We start from the raw sequence: 16,888 nt of genomic DNA, 5'->3' as shown, positions 1-16,888 counted from the left end.
CAACCATGAGCAAACAAGACACGATCACCAGGCACGACGTCGTCATGCAGCCGGACGGCCGGCGCGTCGTCATCAAGCTGTTCGTCCCGGGCGAGGACTCGCACACCGTCAAGAACAGGGCCGGCCGCCTGATCGAGCGCATCATGCAGCTCGACGAGGACGAGATCAGCCGCATGCTCGACGACGTGCTGACCCGCTTCGGCGGCCGCCACCACGACCTGCTGGGCACGTTCCAGCACCACTACGACCTGGTGCAGCACCGGGTGCCGCCCGAGATCGAGCTGTCGCCGACCGCGCGCACGCTGATCGGCGCGTACTTCAGCCACGAGTTCGCCATCGAGGCCGCCGCGCTGTGCAACCCGTCGATGGTCGAGCACCCCGACCAGGCCGGTCTCGAGCCGGGCGAGCTGCGGGTGGCGATCAGCCTGCGGCAGATCGGCGAGGGGCACATCTCGTCCATCGGGTTCTGCTCGGCCGTGCTCGGGCCCGGCGACCAGCTGCGCATGGAGGACCGCGACGGCCCGCTCATGGTGGGCCAGCGGGTCGACGCCACGCACTGGAAGAACCAGCTGGCGGCGGCGCTGATCGACGCCGAGATCGACAACGAGGCGTCCTCGTACGTGATCTCGGTGCTGCCCGAGCGGTTCACCGACGTCGAGTTCGAGGACGTCATCTCGCACGTGCCGGGCGAGCTGCTGGCCCGGCCGCACTCGCAGGAGACGATCGACCGGATCCGGCACATCGTCTCCGAGGACTACGCGCTGCAGTTCCCGTGCGCGGTGCCGCTGCACCAGCGGGTCATGTGGCCCGCGACCCCGGCCGAGAGCAACGGCATGGAGGACGCCCGGTTCGTGCGGGTCACCGACCCCGACGGCCGCAAGGTCTACCAGGCCACCTACACCGCGTACGACGGGCGGCAGATCTCCGGGCGGGTGATCTTCACGCGCGACCTGCGGCACTTCGAGGTGACCCGGATGAGCGGGCCGGCCGCGCGCAACAAGGGCGTGGCGCTGTTCCCGCGCTACATCAACGGCCAGAAGATGGCGCTCTGCCGCAACGACGGCGAGACGCTGGGCCTGGCCATCCGCGACGAGCAGCACCGCTGGCAGCTGTCGGCGCCGCTGCTCATGCCGCACCGGGGCTGGGATCTGATCCAGGTCGGCAACTGCGGCTCGCCGATCGAGACCGAGGCCGGCTGGCTCGTGCTCACCCACGGCGTCGGCCCGATGCGGCGCTACGCGATCGGCGCGATGCTGCTCGACCTGGAGGACCCGTCCAAGGTGCTGGCCGACCTGCCCGAGGGCCTGCTCTTCCCGGACGAGATCGAGCGCGAGGGCTACGTGCCGAACGTGCTCTACTCGTGCGGCGGGCTCGTGCACGACGGGCGGTTCTGGATGCCGTACGGGGCCAGCGACGTGCGGATCGGGTTCGCCAGCATGCCGCTGGACGACCTGCTGGCCCGGATGGTGCCGCTCGGCCGCAAGGTCACCGGGCGTCGTGGACAAGCAGGGCGATCTGCACCCGGTTCGTCAGCGACAGCTTCGTAAAGATCCGCGACACGTACGCCTTCACGGTCGCGGTGCTCATCAGCAGCTCCGCCGCGATCTCCTGGTTCGTGCGGCCCTCGGCGATCAGCCGGGCGACATCCTGCTCGCTCGGGCTGAGCTTGCCGAGGGCCGTGCGCGCCTTGTCCCGGCTCGGGTCGACTCCCACGCCCGAGACCAGGCCGATCATCTTGCGCAGCACCTCGGGCGACATCATCGGCTCGCCGGCCGCGACCCGGCGCACGGCGTCGGCGATCTCGCGGGGCGGGGTGTGCTTGAGCAGGAAGCCGCCCGCCCCGGCCCGCAGCGCCCGCAGCACGTGCTCGTCGGTGTCGAACGTCGTCAGCACGATGACCTGGGGCGGGTCCTTGCGCTCGCGCAGCGACTCGGTGGCGCTGAGCCCGTCCAGGCCGGGCATCCGGATGTCCATCAGCACGACGTCGGGCCGGTGCGAGTTGACGGCCGAGGCCACCTCGGTGCCGTCGGCGATCGCCCCGACCACCTCGAGGTCGTCGAACGCCTCGAGCATCATGGTCAACCCCGCCCGTACGAGGGCGTCGTCATCGACAAGCAGAACCTTCACGGTGGCCACGGCAGCCAGGCTCTCAGATGGAACTCGCCGGCCGCCGTCGGGCCGTGCTCGATGCGCCCGCCGACGAGCGTGACCCGCTCGCGCAGCCCGGTGAGGCCCGCCCCCGCGCCCGGCAGGCCCGGCCCGCTGCTCTTCAAGGCGTTCCGCACCGCCACTTCGAGCCCGTGCTGAGCGCTGCTGCTGATGGCCACCCGTACGGGGGCGCCGGGTGCGTGTTTGCGCGCGTTGGTCAGCGCCTCCTGCACGATCCGGTACGCGTGCCGGCCCACGCTCGCGGGCACGTCCTGCTCGCCCTCGACGGTCAGCCCGACCTCGGCCCCGGCCACCCGCGACTGCTCGACCAGCGCGGGCACGTCACCCAGGGTCGGCTGGGGCTGGTCCTCCGAGGGCGCCCGCAGCACGTGGATCACCGAGCGCAGGTCCTCCAGGGCGTCGTGCGCGCACTCACGGATCACCCCGGCCGCCCGCTGCTCCTCGGGTGAGGACTCCTTCCGCACCTCCAAGGCGCCGGCGTGCACGGCGAGCAGCGAGATGCGGTGGGCCAGCACGTCGTGCATCTCGCGGGCCAGCCGCTCCCGCTCGGCCAGCCGGGCCTGCTCGACCCGCAGCCGCTGCCCCTCCTCGGCCTGCCGGGCCCGGTCGGCCCACGACGCGACGAGCTGCCGGTGCGAGCGGGTCAGCATCGCCGCCGCGACCGCGCTGACGTGCAGCAACAGCAGGAACAGGACGGTCTCGTAATAGACCTCGGTGGCGCCCAGGGCGGCCCGATAGATGACGGCGACCAGCGTGGCGTGCAGCGCGGTCAGGCTCAGGACGACCCAGGCCCGCCGATAGAGACCCACCGCGAACAGGGCGAACGGCAGGGCGCCCATCGGCATCGCGAACAGGATGGCCAGCGGCAGCATGACCAGGGCGACCGTGACGGGACGGGTGCGCCGGAAGAGCACCAGCGCGGCCGCGCTCAGCGCCCCCAGGGTCACCTCGAGCGCGAGCGGCGCCCCGCCCTCCTCCGACAGGTTGTGGGTCAGGAAGAAGACGCCGAGCCCGGTGGCCGCCACCGCCACCGCCGCGTCCAGCAGCCATCTCCGCATGCTCCGACGCTACCGGCGGCGCGCTCCGGCGGGCAGTCGACTTTGGTCTACGCCACGTCGACCCGAGTCGGTATCGGCCGCCCGCCGGGCCGGGAAGACTCCCAGACGTGCTGGAACAGGAAACAACCGTGCCGACCCCGCTCTGGTCGCGGGTGCTCGTGTGGCTCTGCCTGCCGCTCGCCGGCGCCGCGCTGCTGTGGGGCATCCTGCTGCTGATCGACTGGCTGCCGTTCGGCGGGCCGCTCAACCTCGTGCGGCGGCTGCCCGAGCCGTGGGACCTGGTGGTCGCGCTCGGCCTGGGGCTGATCATCGGGTTGATCTTCGCGGCCCTGGTCGACGCCGAGTCGCTGACCGTGCGGATCACGACGATGGAGGTCGTGCTGACCCGGCCCGGTCGCCGGCGGGCGGTGCCCCGGGGCGAGATCGCGGTGGCCTTCCCCGACCGCGACCAGCTCGTGCTGCTCGGGCGTACGGGCCGGGAACTGGGCCGGGAACCGTGCCACCTGTCGAAGAAGAAGCTGAGCGCGGCGTTCACGGCGCACGGCGTGGCCTGGGCCGAGCAGGATCCCTACCTGGAGGCGTACCGGCGCTGGGTTCCGCACCTGCCCGACGTGCCGGACGCGGCCAACGCCGTCTTCACGGCCCGGCAGAAGGCCCTGAGCTCGGGCGACGACGAGGATGTGCGGGAGCTGCGCGAAGAGCTGGGCCGCCTGGGGTTCGTGGTGCGCGACGACAAGAAGAAGCAGTACTGGCGGCGCGTTGCTTCCTAGGCCACCGTGCCGGTGACGGCCCAGATGGTGAGCACGGCGAGGAAGTCGCCCCGCGCGCCCGCCTCCTCGACGTGCGAGAACCACTTCTCCCGTACGCCCGGGGCCGTCATCCAGGCCTGCTCGGGCACCATCGGATTGACCATCGGCAGCACCACCGCGGCCGACGCCGGGTCGCCGAACAGGCAGGTCACCGGGGTCGCGCTGAGCCGGCGCAGGCCCTGACCGACCAGCCGCCGGCGCAGCGTGCGACCCATGTCGACCTGGCGCGGGGTGAGCCGGCCGTGCATGTCGGCCACCACCGTGCGGGCCAGGCGCGACGGCACCCCGTCGAAGGCCAGCGAGCTCCAGTCGGTGTCGATCAGGCAGATCCGCCCGCCGGTCCGGGTCACCCGCACCAGCTCGGCGATCGCCAGGTCGGCGTCGTCGACGTGCTGCAGGACCCGCTCGCACCAGACCCCGTCGACGCTGTCCGCGGGCAGGTCGATCGCCGACACGTCACCCGTCGTGTAGCGCACGTTGCTGCCGTCGTGCCGCTCGATCGCGGCCGCGATGGTGGCCGCCGAGTAGTCGAGGGCGATCACCTCGCCGTCCGGGCCGACCTCGCCGGCCATCCAGCGGGCCACGTCGCCCGCGCCGGAACCCGCGTCGAGCACCCGCCAGCCCGGGGCGGGGCGCAGCGCGTCCATCGCCGTACGCCGGACCCGGCGGATCTCCGGATGCCGGCCCATCGCCTCGAGCGCGGCCAGCAACATCGCGGTCATCTCACGAGGCTGCCGATCGAGGTCGGCGAACGGCGTACGTTCCATCTGCGCGGGCTTCATGCGGCAAATGTTGACGCATCAGAAGCCGCCGAGGAGAGCACCGGTCACTCATCCGACAAGAGAGGATCACAGCCCGCACTCAGGTCTACAGTCGCGGCCGGTGGCCGCGTTGTCCGGGGAATGTGGCAGGCTTTCGGGAATGAGTGACTCGGTGAAGTTCGGGCTGGTCGGGTACGGCTCGGGTGGGCGCATCTTTCATGCCCCGCTGATCGCCGCCGCGGCGAACATCGAGTTTCTCGGCGTGGTCACCACCAACGAGGAGCGCCGCAAGGAGCTGGCGGCCAACCTGCCCGGGCGGGCCGCGTTCGACTCGATCGGCGCGCTCAAGGCGGCCGGGGCCGAGGCGGTGGCGATCTCCACTCCGGTCACCACGCACGCCGACCTCGCGCTCGAGGCGATCGAGCTGGGGCTGCACGTGGTCGTCGACAAGCCGTTCACGCTGACCGCCGACGTGGCGAAAGAGGTCGTGGCCGCGGCCAAGGCCAAGGGCGTGCTGCTCAGCGTCTATCAAAACCGGCGGTACGACTCCGATTTCCGTACGCTCCGGCGCCTGATCGACGACGGCCAGTTCGGCACCGTACGGCGGTTCGAGTCCCGCTTCGAGCGCTGGTCCCCCGAGCGCAAGCCCGGCCCGGCCGGCGGCGGCACCCTGCTCGACTTCGGCTCGCACCTGGTCGACCAGGCGCTGCTGCTCAACGGCCCGGCCGTCCGGGCGTACGCGGAGGTTCGCGGCAGCGGCGAGCTCGACGACGACTTCTTCCTCGCGCTGCATCACGTCAACGGCGTCGAGTCGCACCTGTGGGGCAGCTGGCGGCAGGGCGCCCCGGGGCCGCGTTATCGGGTGGCGGGCACGACCGGCGCCTTCATCGTCGCGGGCATCGACGGGCAGGAGGCGGCGCTCAAGGCGGGCCGCTCCCCCGCCGAGCTGGGCGACGAGTGGGGCGTCGAGCCGGAAAGCGCGTGGGGCCGCATCTATCGGGGCGACGACGGCACTTCCGTACGCAGTGAGCGTGGCCGGTGGGATCTTTACTACCCGGCGTTCGCGGCGGCCGTACGGGGTGAGGGGGCGCTGCCGGTCGAGCCTTCCGACGTCGTACGGAATATGACTGTGCTCGACGCCGCGCGGGAGAGTGCGCGCAGCGGGCAGGCCGTCCGGCTCTAGCCCTTTTTCAGGCCGCTCAGCGCGAAGCCGAGCACCCGGTCCCGCTGGGCGGTGTCGACGAACGCGCCCGAGGTCACCCCGGAGACCATGCGCAGCATGTCGTCGAAGCTGGCGTCGGCCCGCACCTCGCCGGCGTCCTTCGCGCGCTCGAACAGGGGCTCGCCCGCCTCGTACATGGTGGCCCGGCACGCCCGGAACATCTCCGAGTCGCGGTTCAGAGCCTCTACCAACGCCCGCTTTGTCCCGACATAGTCGACGAATCGGTCGAGCCAGGTCGTCAACGCCTCCCAGGGCGGCAGGTCGGCCACCGCCGCCGCCACGGCCGCGAGCTGGTCCACCTCGTCGACGTAGACGGCCTCGAACAGATCTTGCCGCGTGGGGAAATTCCGGTAGAGCGTCCCGATCCCAACCCCGGCGCGGCGCGCGATGTCCTCCAGCGACGCCTCGGTGCCGTTCTCGGCGAAGGCGTCCCGGGCCGCCGCGAGCAGCGCGTCGAAATTGCGGCGCGCGTCCGCCCGCTGCGGACGGCGTACAGCAATCGCCATGAGACCCACCCCACATTGCGTACCGGAGGCACCCCTCCGCTAATGTGGAGGCATGCCTCGACTTTATCAGAGCAGCCCGCGAACGACCTTCGCGGTTCTGGCCGCCGCCGCGGCGGCCTTCTCGCTCATGCAGTCGCTGGTCACGCCGATCCTCCCGACGATCCAGCAGGATCTGCACACCACCACCGGCACGGTCACCTGGGTGCTCACCGCCTGGTTGCTGTCCGCCTCGGTCGCCACCCCGCTGATGGGCCGCATCGCCGACCTGACCGGCAAGGACCGCGCGCTGCTGGTCGCGCTGGCCGCCATCGCCGCCGGCTGCCTGCTCGCCGCGCTCGCCCCCAATGTCACCGTGCTCATCGTGGCCCGCGTCATCCAGGGCCTCGGCGGCGCGATCTTCCCCGTCTCGTTCGGCATCCTCCGCGACGAGTTCCCGCCCGCGCGGGTCACCTCCGCGATCGGCGTGCTGGCCGCGGTCATCGCCACCGGCGGCGGCCTCGGCATCGTGCTGGCCGGCCCGATCGTCGGCGCGCTGAGCTGGCGCTGGCTGTTCTGGCTGCCGATGGCGGTGGTCATCGTGGTCGGCCTGCTGGCCTGGCGGCTCGTGCCCAAATCCCCCGTACGCACCCCCGGCCGCGTCAACTGGCTCTCCGCGGCGCTGCTGTCGGGCTGGCTCGTGGCCCTGCTGCTGCCGCTGAGCAAGGCCGCCGCCTGGGGCTGGACCTCCGCCCGTACGCTCGGGCTCCTCGCCGCCGCGGCCGTGCTGCTCGCCGCCTGGCTGTTCGCCGAGCTCCGCTCGCAAGAGCCGCTGATCGACATGCGCATGATGCGGCTGCCCGCGGTCTGGACCGCCAACCTGGTCGCCCTGCTCTTCGGGGCCGCGATGTTCGGCGTGTTCGCCTTCCTCCCCCAGCTCATGCAGATCCCGGCCGCCTCCGGCTACGGCTTCGGCGCCACGGTCACCGGGGCCGGCCTGCTGATGCTGCCGATGCTGGTCACGATGGCCGTCTTCGGCTCGCTGAGCGGCCCGCTCACCCGCTGGGCGAGCAGCAAGGCCCAACTGCTGTGGGGCGCCGGCCTGAGCACCCTGGCCACCCTGTCCCTCGCCCTCCGCCACGCCGAACAGTGGCAGGTGGCGGTGGCCGGCGGCGTCTTCGGCATCGGGCTCGGCCTGGTCTACTCGTCGCTGGTCAACCTGATCGTGCAGAGCGTCCCCCGCCACCAGACGGGCGTGGCCAGCGGCATGAACACCAACATCCGTACGATCGGCGCCTCCCTGGGCACGGCCCTGGTCAGCTCGATCATCACCAGCCACCCTGGTGCACAAGGTCTGCCCGCCGAGTCCGGCTATACGACGTCGTTCCTGGTGCTGACCTTCGTGGCCGCGGCCGCCTTCCTGGTCGCCCTGCTCGTGCCGGCCGCCCGCCGGGCCGAGCCCGAGCGCCCCGCCGAGGTCCTGCCCGAGCTGTCCCCGGTCGAGGCCTAGCACATCGGGGCCCGCCAGGCGGGTTATCCACAATCCCGCTCCGTCCACAGCCCGGCACCGCCACAACCCCCAAGATCGCCCCAACTCACTAAAATGGCCGAGGGCGGGGGTCCCCCGGTCGGGTGGGCCCCTGGGGTTGACCTGATCTTGGGGTACAAGAAGCGGCAGGCGGGTCCGTGGTCGCGGGTACGACGGGCGATACGCAGCGGGCGGGCACCTGATCGCCGGCGAGACGGGCGGCACGCGGCGGGCGAGCCCTGATCGCGGGTGCGACGGGTGGCATGCGGCGGGCGAGCCCTGATCGCCGGTGCGACGGACGGCACGCAGCGGACGGGCACCTGATTCACGGGCGGCACGCGGCGGGCCCCAGCGGGCCGCGGCTCAGACGGTCACGTGGGCCAGCAGGTTGTCGACCACCTCGTCGATGCCGGCGATCAGCGACAAATGCCCCTCATGCGCCAGCAAATGCACCTCGGCCCCCGGCACATGCCCCGCCAGCCAGTGCCCATGGGCGGGCGGCACCATCCGGTCCTGCTCGCCCTGCCAGATCGCCACCGGCACCCTGATGTCGCTCAGCGGGAAGCCCCAGTCGGCCAGGAAGGCCAGGTCGTCCTCGCGCCAGCCCGCGATGCCGGCCGAGACCGAGTAGCGGGTCGAGTCGGCCAGATACGTGGCGAAGCCGCCGGTCAGGGCCCGCTTATCCACCTCGGACAACAGGTCGCCGAAGGCCTCGACCACGTCGTCGGCGGTGACGCGGGCCAACCCGTCGGCCATTCCCGTCAAAAAACCGTCCAGCGCCTGTACGCCCTTGGCCGCGGCCTGGAACTCGGCGATGTTCTCCTCGCCCATGCCGTCCAGCCAGTTCAGCCCGGGCGCCTCGTACGGGGCGACGCCGGCGATCACCGAGGCCCCGACGCAGCGGCCGGGCAGCAGGGCGGCGCAGGCCAGCGCGTGCGGGCCGCCGCCCGACCAGCCGACCGTGACGAAATGCCCCGCCGACAGCCCGTCGAGCAGGGCGGCCGTGTCGGCGGCGACGTCGGCCACCCGGCGGCCGGGGTGCGGCGTCGAGCCGCCGTAGCCGGGGCGGCTGGCCAGCACGATGCGCAGGCCGTGCCGCAGGGCCGAGTCGAAGATCGGCGCGTAGCGGATCGCGCCGGAGGGGGTGCCGTGGTGCAGCACCAGCGGGAGGCCGCCGGGCGGCCCCTCGACCAGGTATTCGAGGATGCGGCCGTCGGGCAGGACAATGCGTTCCACATGGCCGAATCTACGCGAACGACACCAGGAAGGGGCCCGCGTGCACAACGCGGGCCCCTTCAGCACAAAATCAGTTCCGGGTGATCGTGAAAGTGGACGTCGGGTTCTCGATGTCCCGGAAGTTGTTGCTGAACTGCAGGTTGGTGAAGGTCGCGGACCCCACCGCGGGGCCCTGACCGGCCTCGGGCAGCGGGTTGGCCCAGATGCCGAAGCCGGACTTGGCGTCGAACTGGTCACCGCTCTTGCGGGCGCCGCTGATCGTAACGTTGGTGAAGATGCTGTCCTTGATCGGGTTCACCGGCTGGCCGCCGATGTACTGGGTCTGGAACATGATTCCGGAGTAGGTCGGGTCGATGATGTCGACGTTCGAGACCCGGATGCCCTGGAAGACCTTCGACGCGCTGAACATCCAGATCGCCGGGAAGGTCTGCGCGCCCCAGAAGTGGCCGCCGGCCCGCACGATCGAGATGTTGTCGAAGACCGTCGGCGGGTTGGCGCCGAACCCGTTCATCGGGTAGCCGAAGTCGAGCGAGCTGATCGTGATGCCCGAGTAGACCAGGGTGTCCGCGATGTAGATGTTCTTGAACGTGTTGGCGTACCCGCCGTAGACCGCGATGCCCGCGGCCCGCCAGGTCAGCGTGGTGGTCAGGTTCGAGTACGTGTTGTTGATCTCGTCGGCCCCGCCCGCGTCGATCGCCGAGAACAGCGCGAAGCTGTCGTCGCCGGTGGCCCGGGCGTCGTTGTTGTCGACCAGGTTGCCGGTGCTGCCGTTGGTCATGTTGACGCCGTCGGCGAACGTGTTCCGGATCCGGCTGTTCTTGATCACCATGTTGTCGGTGTTGGCGCCCCAGTAGAGGCAGACCACGTGCTCGGTCCAGATGTTGTCGATCGTGATGCCGCTGACGTTGGCGAAGTCGAACACCTTGCCGGGGCCGTCGATGCGGATCGTGTAGTTGCCGAAGAACGCGAAGTCGGCGAACGTCGACCCGTTGGCGGTGCTGTCGGCCCGGAACCCGGCGTCCGTCTCGGTCTGCGCCGACGGCGTGAAGAACCGGGTGTACCAGGGACCGGCCCCGACCACGCGCACCGACTTGCCGTACACCTGGAACTTGGACGACGTCTGGTAGTCACCGGCCGGGAGGTAGACGCCGAGCTTCGACGTGTCCTGCCGGGCGGCGTCCAGGGCCGCCTGCACCGACTGCTGATCAAAGCCACTCGGGACGACATAACGTGCACTGTCGGGGTTGGCTTTAGGTGCGACCTGTTCGGTGTTGATGAAGTCGATCGCGATGTTGCCGCCGTTAGAAGAATCCTTCTGCAATTTAATGACCGAACCCGCCGGGAACGAGCCTGTCAGAAGAGCAGAAGCCTCGTCGTAGATGTGCCGCGGCCCGGACCCCGAGTTCTGCGGCGCGGCCTCGTCGCCGTAGAGCCAGGCGTACTTGGAGGTGAGCGGCAATGTCTTGTTCAAAGCCCCGTTGACGTACACGTTGATCGAGCTGGTGGTGCCGTCCGGGATGGAGAAGCGCGCCACGATCGTGTTGGTCGCCGCCCGGGTCGTCCACTGCACGTACGCCCCGGTCTGGTTGAGCGTGACCGCGCGCCGCCCGGAGGCCTCACCGGCGAGGTCGCCGACCGTACGGTTGGGCCCGACGATCGCCGCGCCGCCGCCGGTCGTGCCGTCCTCGGCCTCGTACATGTCGTACGGCATGTTCGCGCCGCGGCCGACGAAGAACGGCTTCTCGCTCGTGTTGTTGGCCTGCTTCACGGGCAGCTCGTTGGCGTCGTTGGCAATCACCGTCCGTACGGTGTAGCGCCCGTTGGCCGCCGTCCACGTGCCCAGGTTGATCGCCGGCGACGACGCGCCGGCGGCCAGCGTGCCGCTCCAGGAGCCGGTCAGGGTCCGTACGACCGACGAGCCGTTCAGCACGGTGAGCGTGACGCCGTGTGCGCCCCCGGCCGACGCCGCCGAGCCCTGGTTCTTCAGCGTGACCGAGAACGTGACCGTGTTGCCGGCCGTCGGGTTGCCCGGCGACCAGCTGACCGCCGACGCGATCAGGTCGGAGCTGCTGACCGGGGTGACCGTCAGCGAACCGGTGAAGCTGTTGTTGGCCTCGTTGGACTCGATGACCGTGCCGGCCTCGTCGACCTTCGCGATCACGGAGTAGGAACCCGCGTCGCGAGCGCCGATATTGGCCGAGACGGTGGCCGAGGCGCCCGCGGCGAGCGCGGCCACATTGGCGGTGCCGACCTTCGTCGTACCCAGATAGAAGTTGACGTTGGAGGCGGGCGAAGCGAGCCCGCCGGCGTTGCGCACGGTCGCCGAGAGGGTGATCGAGTCCGTCTCGACCGGAGCCGCCGGCGACGCCGAGGTGGCGGTGACGGTCAGGTCCGGGTTGGGGGCCGGGGTGCCGATGACCTGCAGCTCGGCCACCTGGCCGCTGGGCGCGCCGGTGTTGGCGGTGAACGACAGCCGTACGTCGGCGGTGGTCGCGCTGACCGGAATGGTCACCGTGTTGCCCGAGGCCGGGTTGAAGCTGTACGTGTTCGAGCCGGCGATCGTCGTGTAGGCGCTCGCGCCCTGGTCCCGCCCGAGGATCGAGAACGTCTGCTGCCGTGCGCCCCACGAGCTGTCCGGGTTGAGCTTCACGACGACCGACGACACGGACGCGTTGGCCCCCAGCTTGACGGTCAGCGTGGCCGGATAGGAGCCACCTTCCCAGTACGTCGTCAGGCTGCCGTCGTTCGCGTTGGTGGCCACGAACGTGTGGACGGTCGACGACGCCTCGATCGGCTTGCCCTGGGCCAGGTTGCTGCCCGGCTGCGTGGTGCCGTTGCGGGTCACGGCGTTGCTCAGCGCCGACGTGTTGCCCGCGGCGTCCTTGGCCCGCACCTGATAGGTGACGGTGGCCGAGGCGGGCTGGGTGTCCGTGTACGTCAGCACGTTGCCGGCGACGCTGGTGCGCAGCACGCCGTTGGCGAACACGTCGTAGCCGGTGACGCCCACGTTGTCGGTCGAGCCCGACCAGGTGAGCCGGATCTGGTCCCCGCCCGGCTGCGTGAAGGCCAGGTTGCCGGGCACGCTGGGCGCCTGGGTGTCGCCACCCGAGACGGGGCCGTAGACCTCGACCTCGGAGAGCTGCCCGGCGGGCCATCCCGTGTTCCCGGTGACGTTCACCCGTACGAATCGGGCACTGGCCGCGGTGAAGTCGATGGTCACGGTGTTGGCGCTGGCCGGGTTGAACTGGTAGCCCGCGCTCGCCTTGAGCGTCGCGAACGAGCCGCCGTCGGTGCTGCCCTGGATGCTGAGCGTCTGGGTGCGGGTGGCCCAGGCGGTGGCCGGCGGCAGCTTGAGGACGACCTGGTTGACCTGCTGCGCGGTGCCCAGGTCGACCTGGATCCACTGCGGGAACGCGTTGTTGTTGCTTTCCCAGTACGTGTTGGCGTTGCCGTCACCCGCGTTGCCGGCCGGGTAGACGTCGGTGAAGCTGCTGGCGCTGAAGGTCTTGCCGGCGGCCAGGTTGGGACCGGCGGCCAGCGCTGCCGGAGCGTGCACTAAAGCGGCGACCACGGTCGCGGCGACCGCTGCGGCTATGAGCCTGAATCTGAATCTGGACATGCGGGAGCGCACCCTTCTTTCAGAAATTGAGTTTCGAGAGAGGCAGAGCGGGACGGGCTCAGGAGGAATGGACCTCGAACTCGGAGAGCTGACCGGCGGGCCAGCCGGTGTTACCGGTGAACGTCAGCCGCACATAGCGCGCGGTCGACGCGGGGAGGGTGACGGTGGCGGTGTTGGCGCTCGCCGGATTGAAGACGTATCCGGAACTGGACTTGAGCGTCGTGAAGGAGCTTCCGTCGGTGCTGCCGAGAACGGACAGCGTCTGGGTCCGGGTGGCCCAGGCCGCGGCCGGCGGCAGTTTGAGGACAAGACGACCGACGGTTCGTGAAGCCCCTAGGTCAACGGTGATCGACTGGGGAAAAGAGCCATTACTGCTTTCCCAGTACGAGTTGGGGTTGCCATCGGTCGCATTGGCGGGCACATAGACGTCGACCTGGGAGGTGGCAGTCACCGGGCGTCCGGCCGCCAAATTTCCAGCGGGAGGAGTGGTGGGAGGAGTGGTAGGCGGCGTTGTCGGCGGAGTGGTCGACCCGTTGTTCCACTGCGGCGCCGGCCAAGGCCCGCAATACGAGTTGGCCGTGGACCACCCGGAGTTCCCACCCCCGTCGGCGATCTGCAGCCCTGCCCCCGCGCAGTTGTAAACGGTCTGCGGCTGCGCGATCCCCGAAGCCCGTACGTTGGTGAATCGAGCCGACGCCGGAGCCTGGGCCTGCAAAGCGAACGTCCCCGCCCCCGCGATGTTCACGTTGCTGAGATTGAGCCCGCTCGTCTGATTCCCGATCCACTGAATCCCCGCGTACGAGCTGTCGAGGATGTCGGTATCGGTGACGTTGATGGTCGCCCCGGTGATCGGCGCCGAATCACCCCAGAACCACAGCGCCCCGATCCCAAAATTCCAATTGTAATCGGAGTTCCCGGCCCGAATGAGCGTGTTCCGAGCCAACGTCCACGTCCCCGCGACTGCAGTCGCCCCGTTCACACCCGGGTATCGGTTGCCCACGTGGATGCCGCCGCCGTTGCTGACCGATTCGCTGACCACGTTGTCGGTCATCACGATGTCCCGGCCCCCGTACGAGACCAGGTGGTTGGCCAGAATGGGGGCGACGATCGTGTTGCGGGTGAACGAGTTGCCGACGTTGGGCACGTTCTCGGCCCACATCGCCAACGCGTCGTCCCCGGTGTTGCGTACGAAGGTGTTGGTGACCGTCGAGTTGGTGACGCCGATGTGGAAGTTCACGCCGTCCGCGGTCTGATCCAGGATCCGGCTGTTCCTGATCGTGAACCGGTCCATCGGCCCGTCCATCCACGCGCCGACCTTGGTGTGCTGCATCCACACGTTGTCGATCGTCGAGTTCGACATCGCGCCGCCGAACGCGTTTACCTGGTGCTCGTCGACCCGTTCGCGGATGTCACCGATGACAGCGAGATCGCGGACGACGACGTTCTGGCTCGGCCCGCCTTCCCCCACGTATTTGCCGTAGAGGCCGGCCGCGAGGTTGCGCTGGGTCGGGTGCCGCCCGCCGAGCACGCTGTACCAGGGTCCTGCCCCGGCCAGCGTGACCCGGTCGACGATCACGTGGCTGTAAAGCGTGAAGTTTCCGCGGGGCACGTAGACGACCCGGCCCGACGACGCCCCCGCGTTGACGGCGGCCTGGAACTTCGCCGTCGAGTCGGTCGCGCCGCTCGGGTCGGCGCCGTAGTCGGCTACCACGTCGATGGCCCCGGACGGCTTGGCGATCGGGTCGGGGACGAGCTCGAAGTCGGCCAGGTCGATCGTGAAGGACGGCGATTGCGCGGTCGACGACACCTGCAGGCGAATCTTCGTACCGGCCTGATAGGTCGTGCCGAACAGCGCCCGCGCCTCGTCGTAGAAGTGGTGCGGCAGCGGGTCGCCCGGGTTGTTGGTGAACGGGTAATACCCGTAGTACCAGCTGTATTTCGAGGTCACCGGCACCGATTTGATCAGCGCGGAGCCCGTACGGAGGTCGATCGTGGCATCCCGGCCGGAACCGTTGGCGCTGTCCGGGATGCTGTAGCGGAACGTCACCGCGTTGGCCGGCTTGGTCAGCGTGAACTCGACGTATTCGCCGGCCGCGTCGAGGGTCACGGCCTCGCGGCCCGACGCCTCCGAAGACAACTTCCCGTACGTCCGGTCGGTGCCGGTCGAGGTGCCGTTGTGCGCGGCCTTCTCCGCCTCCAGCTCGACGAACGGCACGGTCGCGCCCCGGCCGGCGATGTCGAACGGGGAGAGACCGGCGGCCTGCGCCGACGGTGCGTTGACGGCGATGGCGGCGCCCGCTGTGAGGGCAGCGAGCACGCACACCAGTAATTTGCGGTTGGCCATGGGGATCCCTTTCTCAGGTGGCCAGCCCCCGGGGTGTTACGAGGTCATGCGCAGCCAGACGGCGGTGTCCGGGGGGAGGCGGTCACCGTCGAGAGGGCCACTGGCGAGCAGCACGGACTGGTGGGCGGGCAGGGCGATGGGGGCGCCCGACATGTTGACGACGCAGGCGAAGGCCTGGCCGCGGCAGAACGCGAGCACGTCGCGGCCGAGCTCGAGCCAGGAGAAGTCGGCGAAGGATTCCGTACGCCGCAGCGCGATCGCCGAGCGGTAGAGCTCGAGCATCGAGCTGGGGTCGCCGGTCTGCGCCTGGGCCGTACGGTCCTTCCACTCCGCCGGCTGGGGCAGCCACGGGGTGGCGGTGGTGAAGCCGAACGGCGCCTCGTCGCCGGTCCACGGCAGCGGCACCCGGCAGCCGTCGCGGCTGTGCCCGCGGCGGCCCCACATCGGGTCCTGGAACTGCTCCGGCGGGATGTTCTCGTTCTCCCAGAGCCCGAGCTCCTCGCCCTGATAGATGTAGGTGGCGCCGGGCAGCGACAGCGAGAGCAGGGCGGCCGCGCGGGCCCGGCGGGTGCCCAGCTCGAGGTCGACCGGGGTGCCGTCGAGGTTGTTGTCGAAGCTGAAGGTGGTGTCCTCGCGGCCGTAACGGGTGACGTGCCGGGTGACGTCGTGGTTGGACAGCACCCAGGTCGTCGGGGCTCCTACGACGGCGTGCGCGTCGAGCGTGCGATCGACGCATTCGCGCATCAGCCGCGGGTCCCAGGCGCAGCCGAGGAAGTCGAAGTTGAACGCCGCGTGCAGCTCGTCGGGCCGCAGGTAGTTGGCGAACCGCTCGACCTCGGGCATCCACACCTCGCCGATCAGCGCGCGGTCACCCCCGTACGAGTCGGCAACTCGCCGCCACGAGCGGTAGACCTCGTGCACGCCGTCGAGGTCGTGGAACGGGTGGGGGTTGTCGTCGAGCACCTCGGGCAGCTCCGGGTCCTTGAGCAGCAGCGCGGCCGAGTCGATCCGGATGCCGTCGACGCCCCGGTCGAACCAGAACCGCAGAATGCTCTCGAACTCGGCCCGCACGTCGGGGTGGTCCCAGTTGAGGTCGGGCTGCTCGGGCGTGAACAGATGCAAATACCAAGACCCGTCCCCCGTACGGGTCCAGGTCGTGCCCCCGAACTCCCCGCGCCAGTCGGTCGGCATCTCGTCGCCGTGCTCGCCGCGGCCCGGCCGGAACCAGAAGTAGTCCCGCTCGGGGGCGTCCGGGCTGGCCAGGGCCGCCTTGAACCACGGGTGCTCGCTGCTGATGTGGTTGGGCACGATGTCGACGATCATGCGGATGCCGGCCTCGTGCGCCTCCTCGACGAGCGCCTCGGCCTCGGCCAGCGTGCCGAAGGCGGGGTCGATGTCGCGGAAGTCGGCCACGTCGTAGCCGGCGTCGGCCATGGGCGACGGATACCACGGGCTCATCCAGATCGCGTCGACGCCGAGGTCGCGCAGGTGTCCCAGCCGGGCCCGGATGCCCGCGATGTCGCCCACGCCGTCGCCGTTCGCGTCGGCGTAGCTGCGCGGATAGACCTGGTAGATCACCGCGTCGCGCCACCACTGGGAGTCGTTTTCGGACACTGGAAACCCGCTTTCTGTGCACGCTGGGCTCGACGAACCTTGACAG

Annotated in this window: 12 protein-coding genes; 4 read left to right on the top strand and 8 right to left on the bottom strand. The window is 70.2% G+C overall.

Features of this window, described 5'->3' with window-relative positions; translation table 11 throughout:
* Positions 1–5: 5 nt before the first annotated feature.
* Complete coding sequence (locus JKJ07_RS07380; protein WP_202990470.1) at positions 6–1,547, top strand: glycoside hydrolase family 130 protein; 1,542 nt, start codon at positions 6–8, stop codon at positions 1,545–1,547.
* On the opposite strand, the gene JKJ07_RS07375 is transcribed toward JKJ07_RS07380, so the two are convergent.
* Both JKJ07_RS07375 and JKJ07_RS07370 read right to left on the bottom strand, forming a co-directional pair.
* Positions 1,486–2,136, bottom strand: a complete 651-nt coding sequence (locus tag JKJ07_RS07375) for a response regulator transcription factor (RefSeq protein WP_202990469.1) — start codon at positions 2,134–2,136, stop codon at positions 1,486–1,488. The two genes, JKJ07_RS07380 and JKJ07_RS07375, sit on opposite strands and share 62 nt — an antisense overlap.
* A complete protein-coding gene (locus tag JKJ07_RS07370; protein ID WP_202990468.1) occupies positions 2,124–3,227 on the bottom strand; it encodes a sensor histidine kinase in 1,104 nt (367 codons plus the stop codon). Before JKJ07_RS07370 ends, JKJ07_RS07375 begins: the two co-directional genes overlap by 13 nt.
* A 107-nt stretch (positions 3,228–3,334) precedes the next feature.
* On the opposite strand from JKJ07_RS07370, the gene JKJ07_RS07365 reads away from it, so the two are divergent.
* The gene (locus JKJ07_RS07365) at positions 3,335–3,997 is read left to right on the top strand and encodes a YqeB family protein (protein ID WP_202990467.1); all 663 of its coding nucleotides are present in this window, start codon (positions 3,335–3,337) and stop codon (positions 3,995–3,997) included.
* Here JKJ07_RS07365 and JKJ07_RS07360 read toward each other — a convergent pair.
* The gene (locus tag JKJ07_RS07360; RefSeq protein ID WP_202990466.1) at positions 3,994–4,818 is read right to left on the bottom strand and encodes a methyltransferase domain-containing protein; all 825 of its coding nucleotides are present in this window, start codon (positions 4,816–4,818) and stop codon (positions 3,994–3,996) included. The genes JKJ07_RS07365 and JKJ07_RS07360 overlap by 4 nt on opposite strands.
* A 139-nt stretch (positions 4,819–4,957) precedes the next feature.
* Here JKJ07_RS07360 and JKJ07_RS07355 point away from each other — a divergent pair, with 139 nt between their 5' ends.
* On the top strand, positions 4,958–5,980 hold the full coding sequence (locus JKJ07_RS07355; RefSeq protein WP_202990465.1) for a Gfo/Idh/MocA family protein: 1,023 nt from the start codon (positions 4,958–4,960) through the stop codon (positions 5,978–5,980).
* Here the strand turns inward: JKJ07_RS07355 and JKJ07_RS07350 are convergent.
* On the bottom strand, positions 5,977–6,525 hold the full coding sequence (locus tag JKJ07_RS07350; RefSeq protein WP_202990464.1) for a TetR/AcrR family transcriptional regulator: 549 nt from the start codon (positions 6,523–6,525) through the stop codon (positions 5,977–5,979). The two genes, JKJ07_RS07355 and JKJ07_RS07350, sit on opposite strands and share 4 nt — an antisense overlap.
* Positions 6,526–6,577: 52 nt before the next feature.
* Between JKJ07_RS07350 and JKJ07_RS07345 the strand changes: the two genes are divergently transcribed.
* Positions 6,578–8,011 (top strand): MFS transporter, encoded by a 1,434-nt coding sequence (locus JKJ07_RS07345; protein WP_202990463.1) that lies wholly within the window; start codon positions 6,578–6,580, stop codon positions 8,009–8,011.
* 381 nt (positions 8,012–8,392) lie between these two features.
* Here JKJ07_RS07345 and JKJ07_RS07340 read toward each other — a convergent pair whose 3' ends face one another.
* The 4 genes from JKJ07_RS07340 to JKJ07_RS07325 form a co-directional block, all read right to left on the bottom strand.
* Positions 8,393–9,265 (bottom strand): alpha/beta fold hydrolase, encoded by an 873-nt coding sequence (locus tag JKJ07_RS07340; protein WP_202990462.1) that lies wholly within the window; start codon positions 9,263–9,265, stop codon positions 8,393–8,395.
* 70 nt (positions 9,266–9,335) lie between these two features.
* The gene (locus tag JKJ07_RS07335; protein ID WP_202990461.1) at positions 9,336–12,884 is read right to left on the bottom strand and encodes a galactose-binding domain-containing protein; all 3,549 of its coding nucleotides are present in this window, start codon (positions 12,882–12,884) and stop codon (positions 9,336–9,338) included.
* A gap of 58 nt (positions 12,885–12,942) precedes the next feature.
* A complete protein-coding gene (locus tag JKJ07_RS07330) occupies positions 12,943–15,228 on the bottom strand; it encodes a discoidin domain-containing protein (RefSeq protein WP_202990460.1) in 2,286 nt (761 codons plus the stop codon).
* A gap of 36 nt (positions 15,229–15,264) precedes the next feature.
* Positions 15,265–16,842 (bottom strand): glycoside hydrolase family 13 protein, encoded by a 1,578-nt coding sequence (locus tag JKJ07_RS07325; protein ID WP_202990459.1) that lies wholly within the window; start codon positions 16,840–16,842, stop codon positions 15,265–15,267.
* Positions 16,843–16,888: the final 46 nt, after the last annotated feature.

Source organism: Paractinoplanes lichenicola (genome assembly GCF_016785085.1).
In the GTDB taxonomy this organism is placed as follows: domain Bacteria; phylum Actinomycetota; class Actinomycetes; order Mycobacteriales; family Micromonosporaceae; genus Actinoplanes; species Actinoplanes lichenicola.
This window is presented reverse-complemented; position numbering and strand designations above follow the sequence as displayed.

Coding starts and splice junctions, on each gene's coding strand:
- JKJ07_RS07380 (WP_202990470.1), top strand. CDS start 6: ATGAGCAAACAAGACACGATCACCAGGCACGACGTCGTCATGCAGCCG.
- JKJ07_RS07370 (WP_202990468.1), bottom strand. CDS start 3,227: ATGCGGAGATGGCTGCTGGACGCGGCGGTGGCGGTGGCGGCCACCGGG.
- JKJ07_RS07360 (WP_202990466.1), bottom strand. CDS start 4,818: ATGAAGCCCGCGCAGATGGAACGTACGCCGTTCGCCGACCTCGATCGG.
- JKJ07_RS07355 (WP_202990465.1), top strand. CDS start 4,958: ATGAGTGACTCGGTGAAGTTCGGGCTGGTCGGGTACGGCTCGGGTGGG.
- JKJ07_RS07350 (WP_202990464.1), bottom strand. CDS start 6,525: ATGGCGATTGCTGTACGCCGTCCGCAGCGGGCGGACGCGCGCCGCAAT.
- JKJ07_RS07345 (WP_202990463.1), top strand. CDS start 6,578: ATGCCTCGACTTTATCAGAGCAGCCCGCGAACGACCTTCGCGGTTCTG.
- JKJ07_RS07335 (WP_202990461.1), bottom strand. CDS start 12,884: ATGTCCAGATTCAGATTCAGGCTCATAGCCGCAGCGGTCGCCGCGACC.
- JKJ07_RS07330 (WP_202990460.1), bottom strand. CDS start 15,228: ATGGCCAACCGCAAATTACTGGTGTGCGTGCTCGCTGCCCTCACAGCG.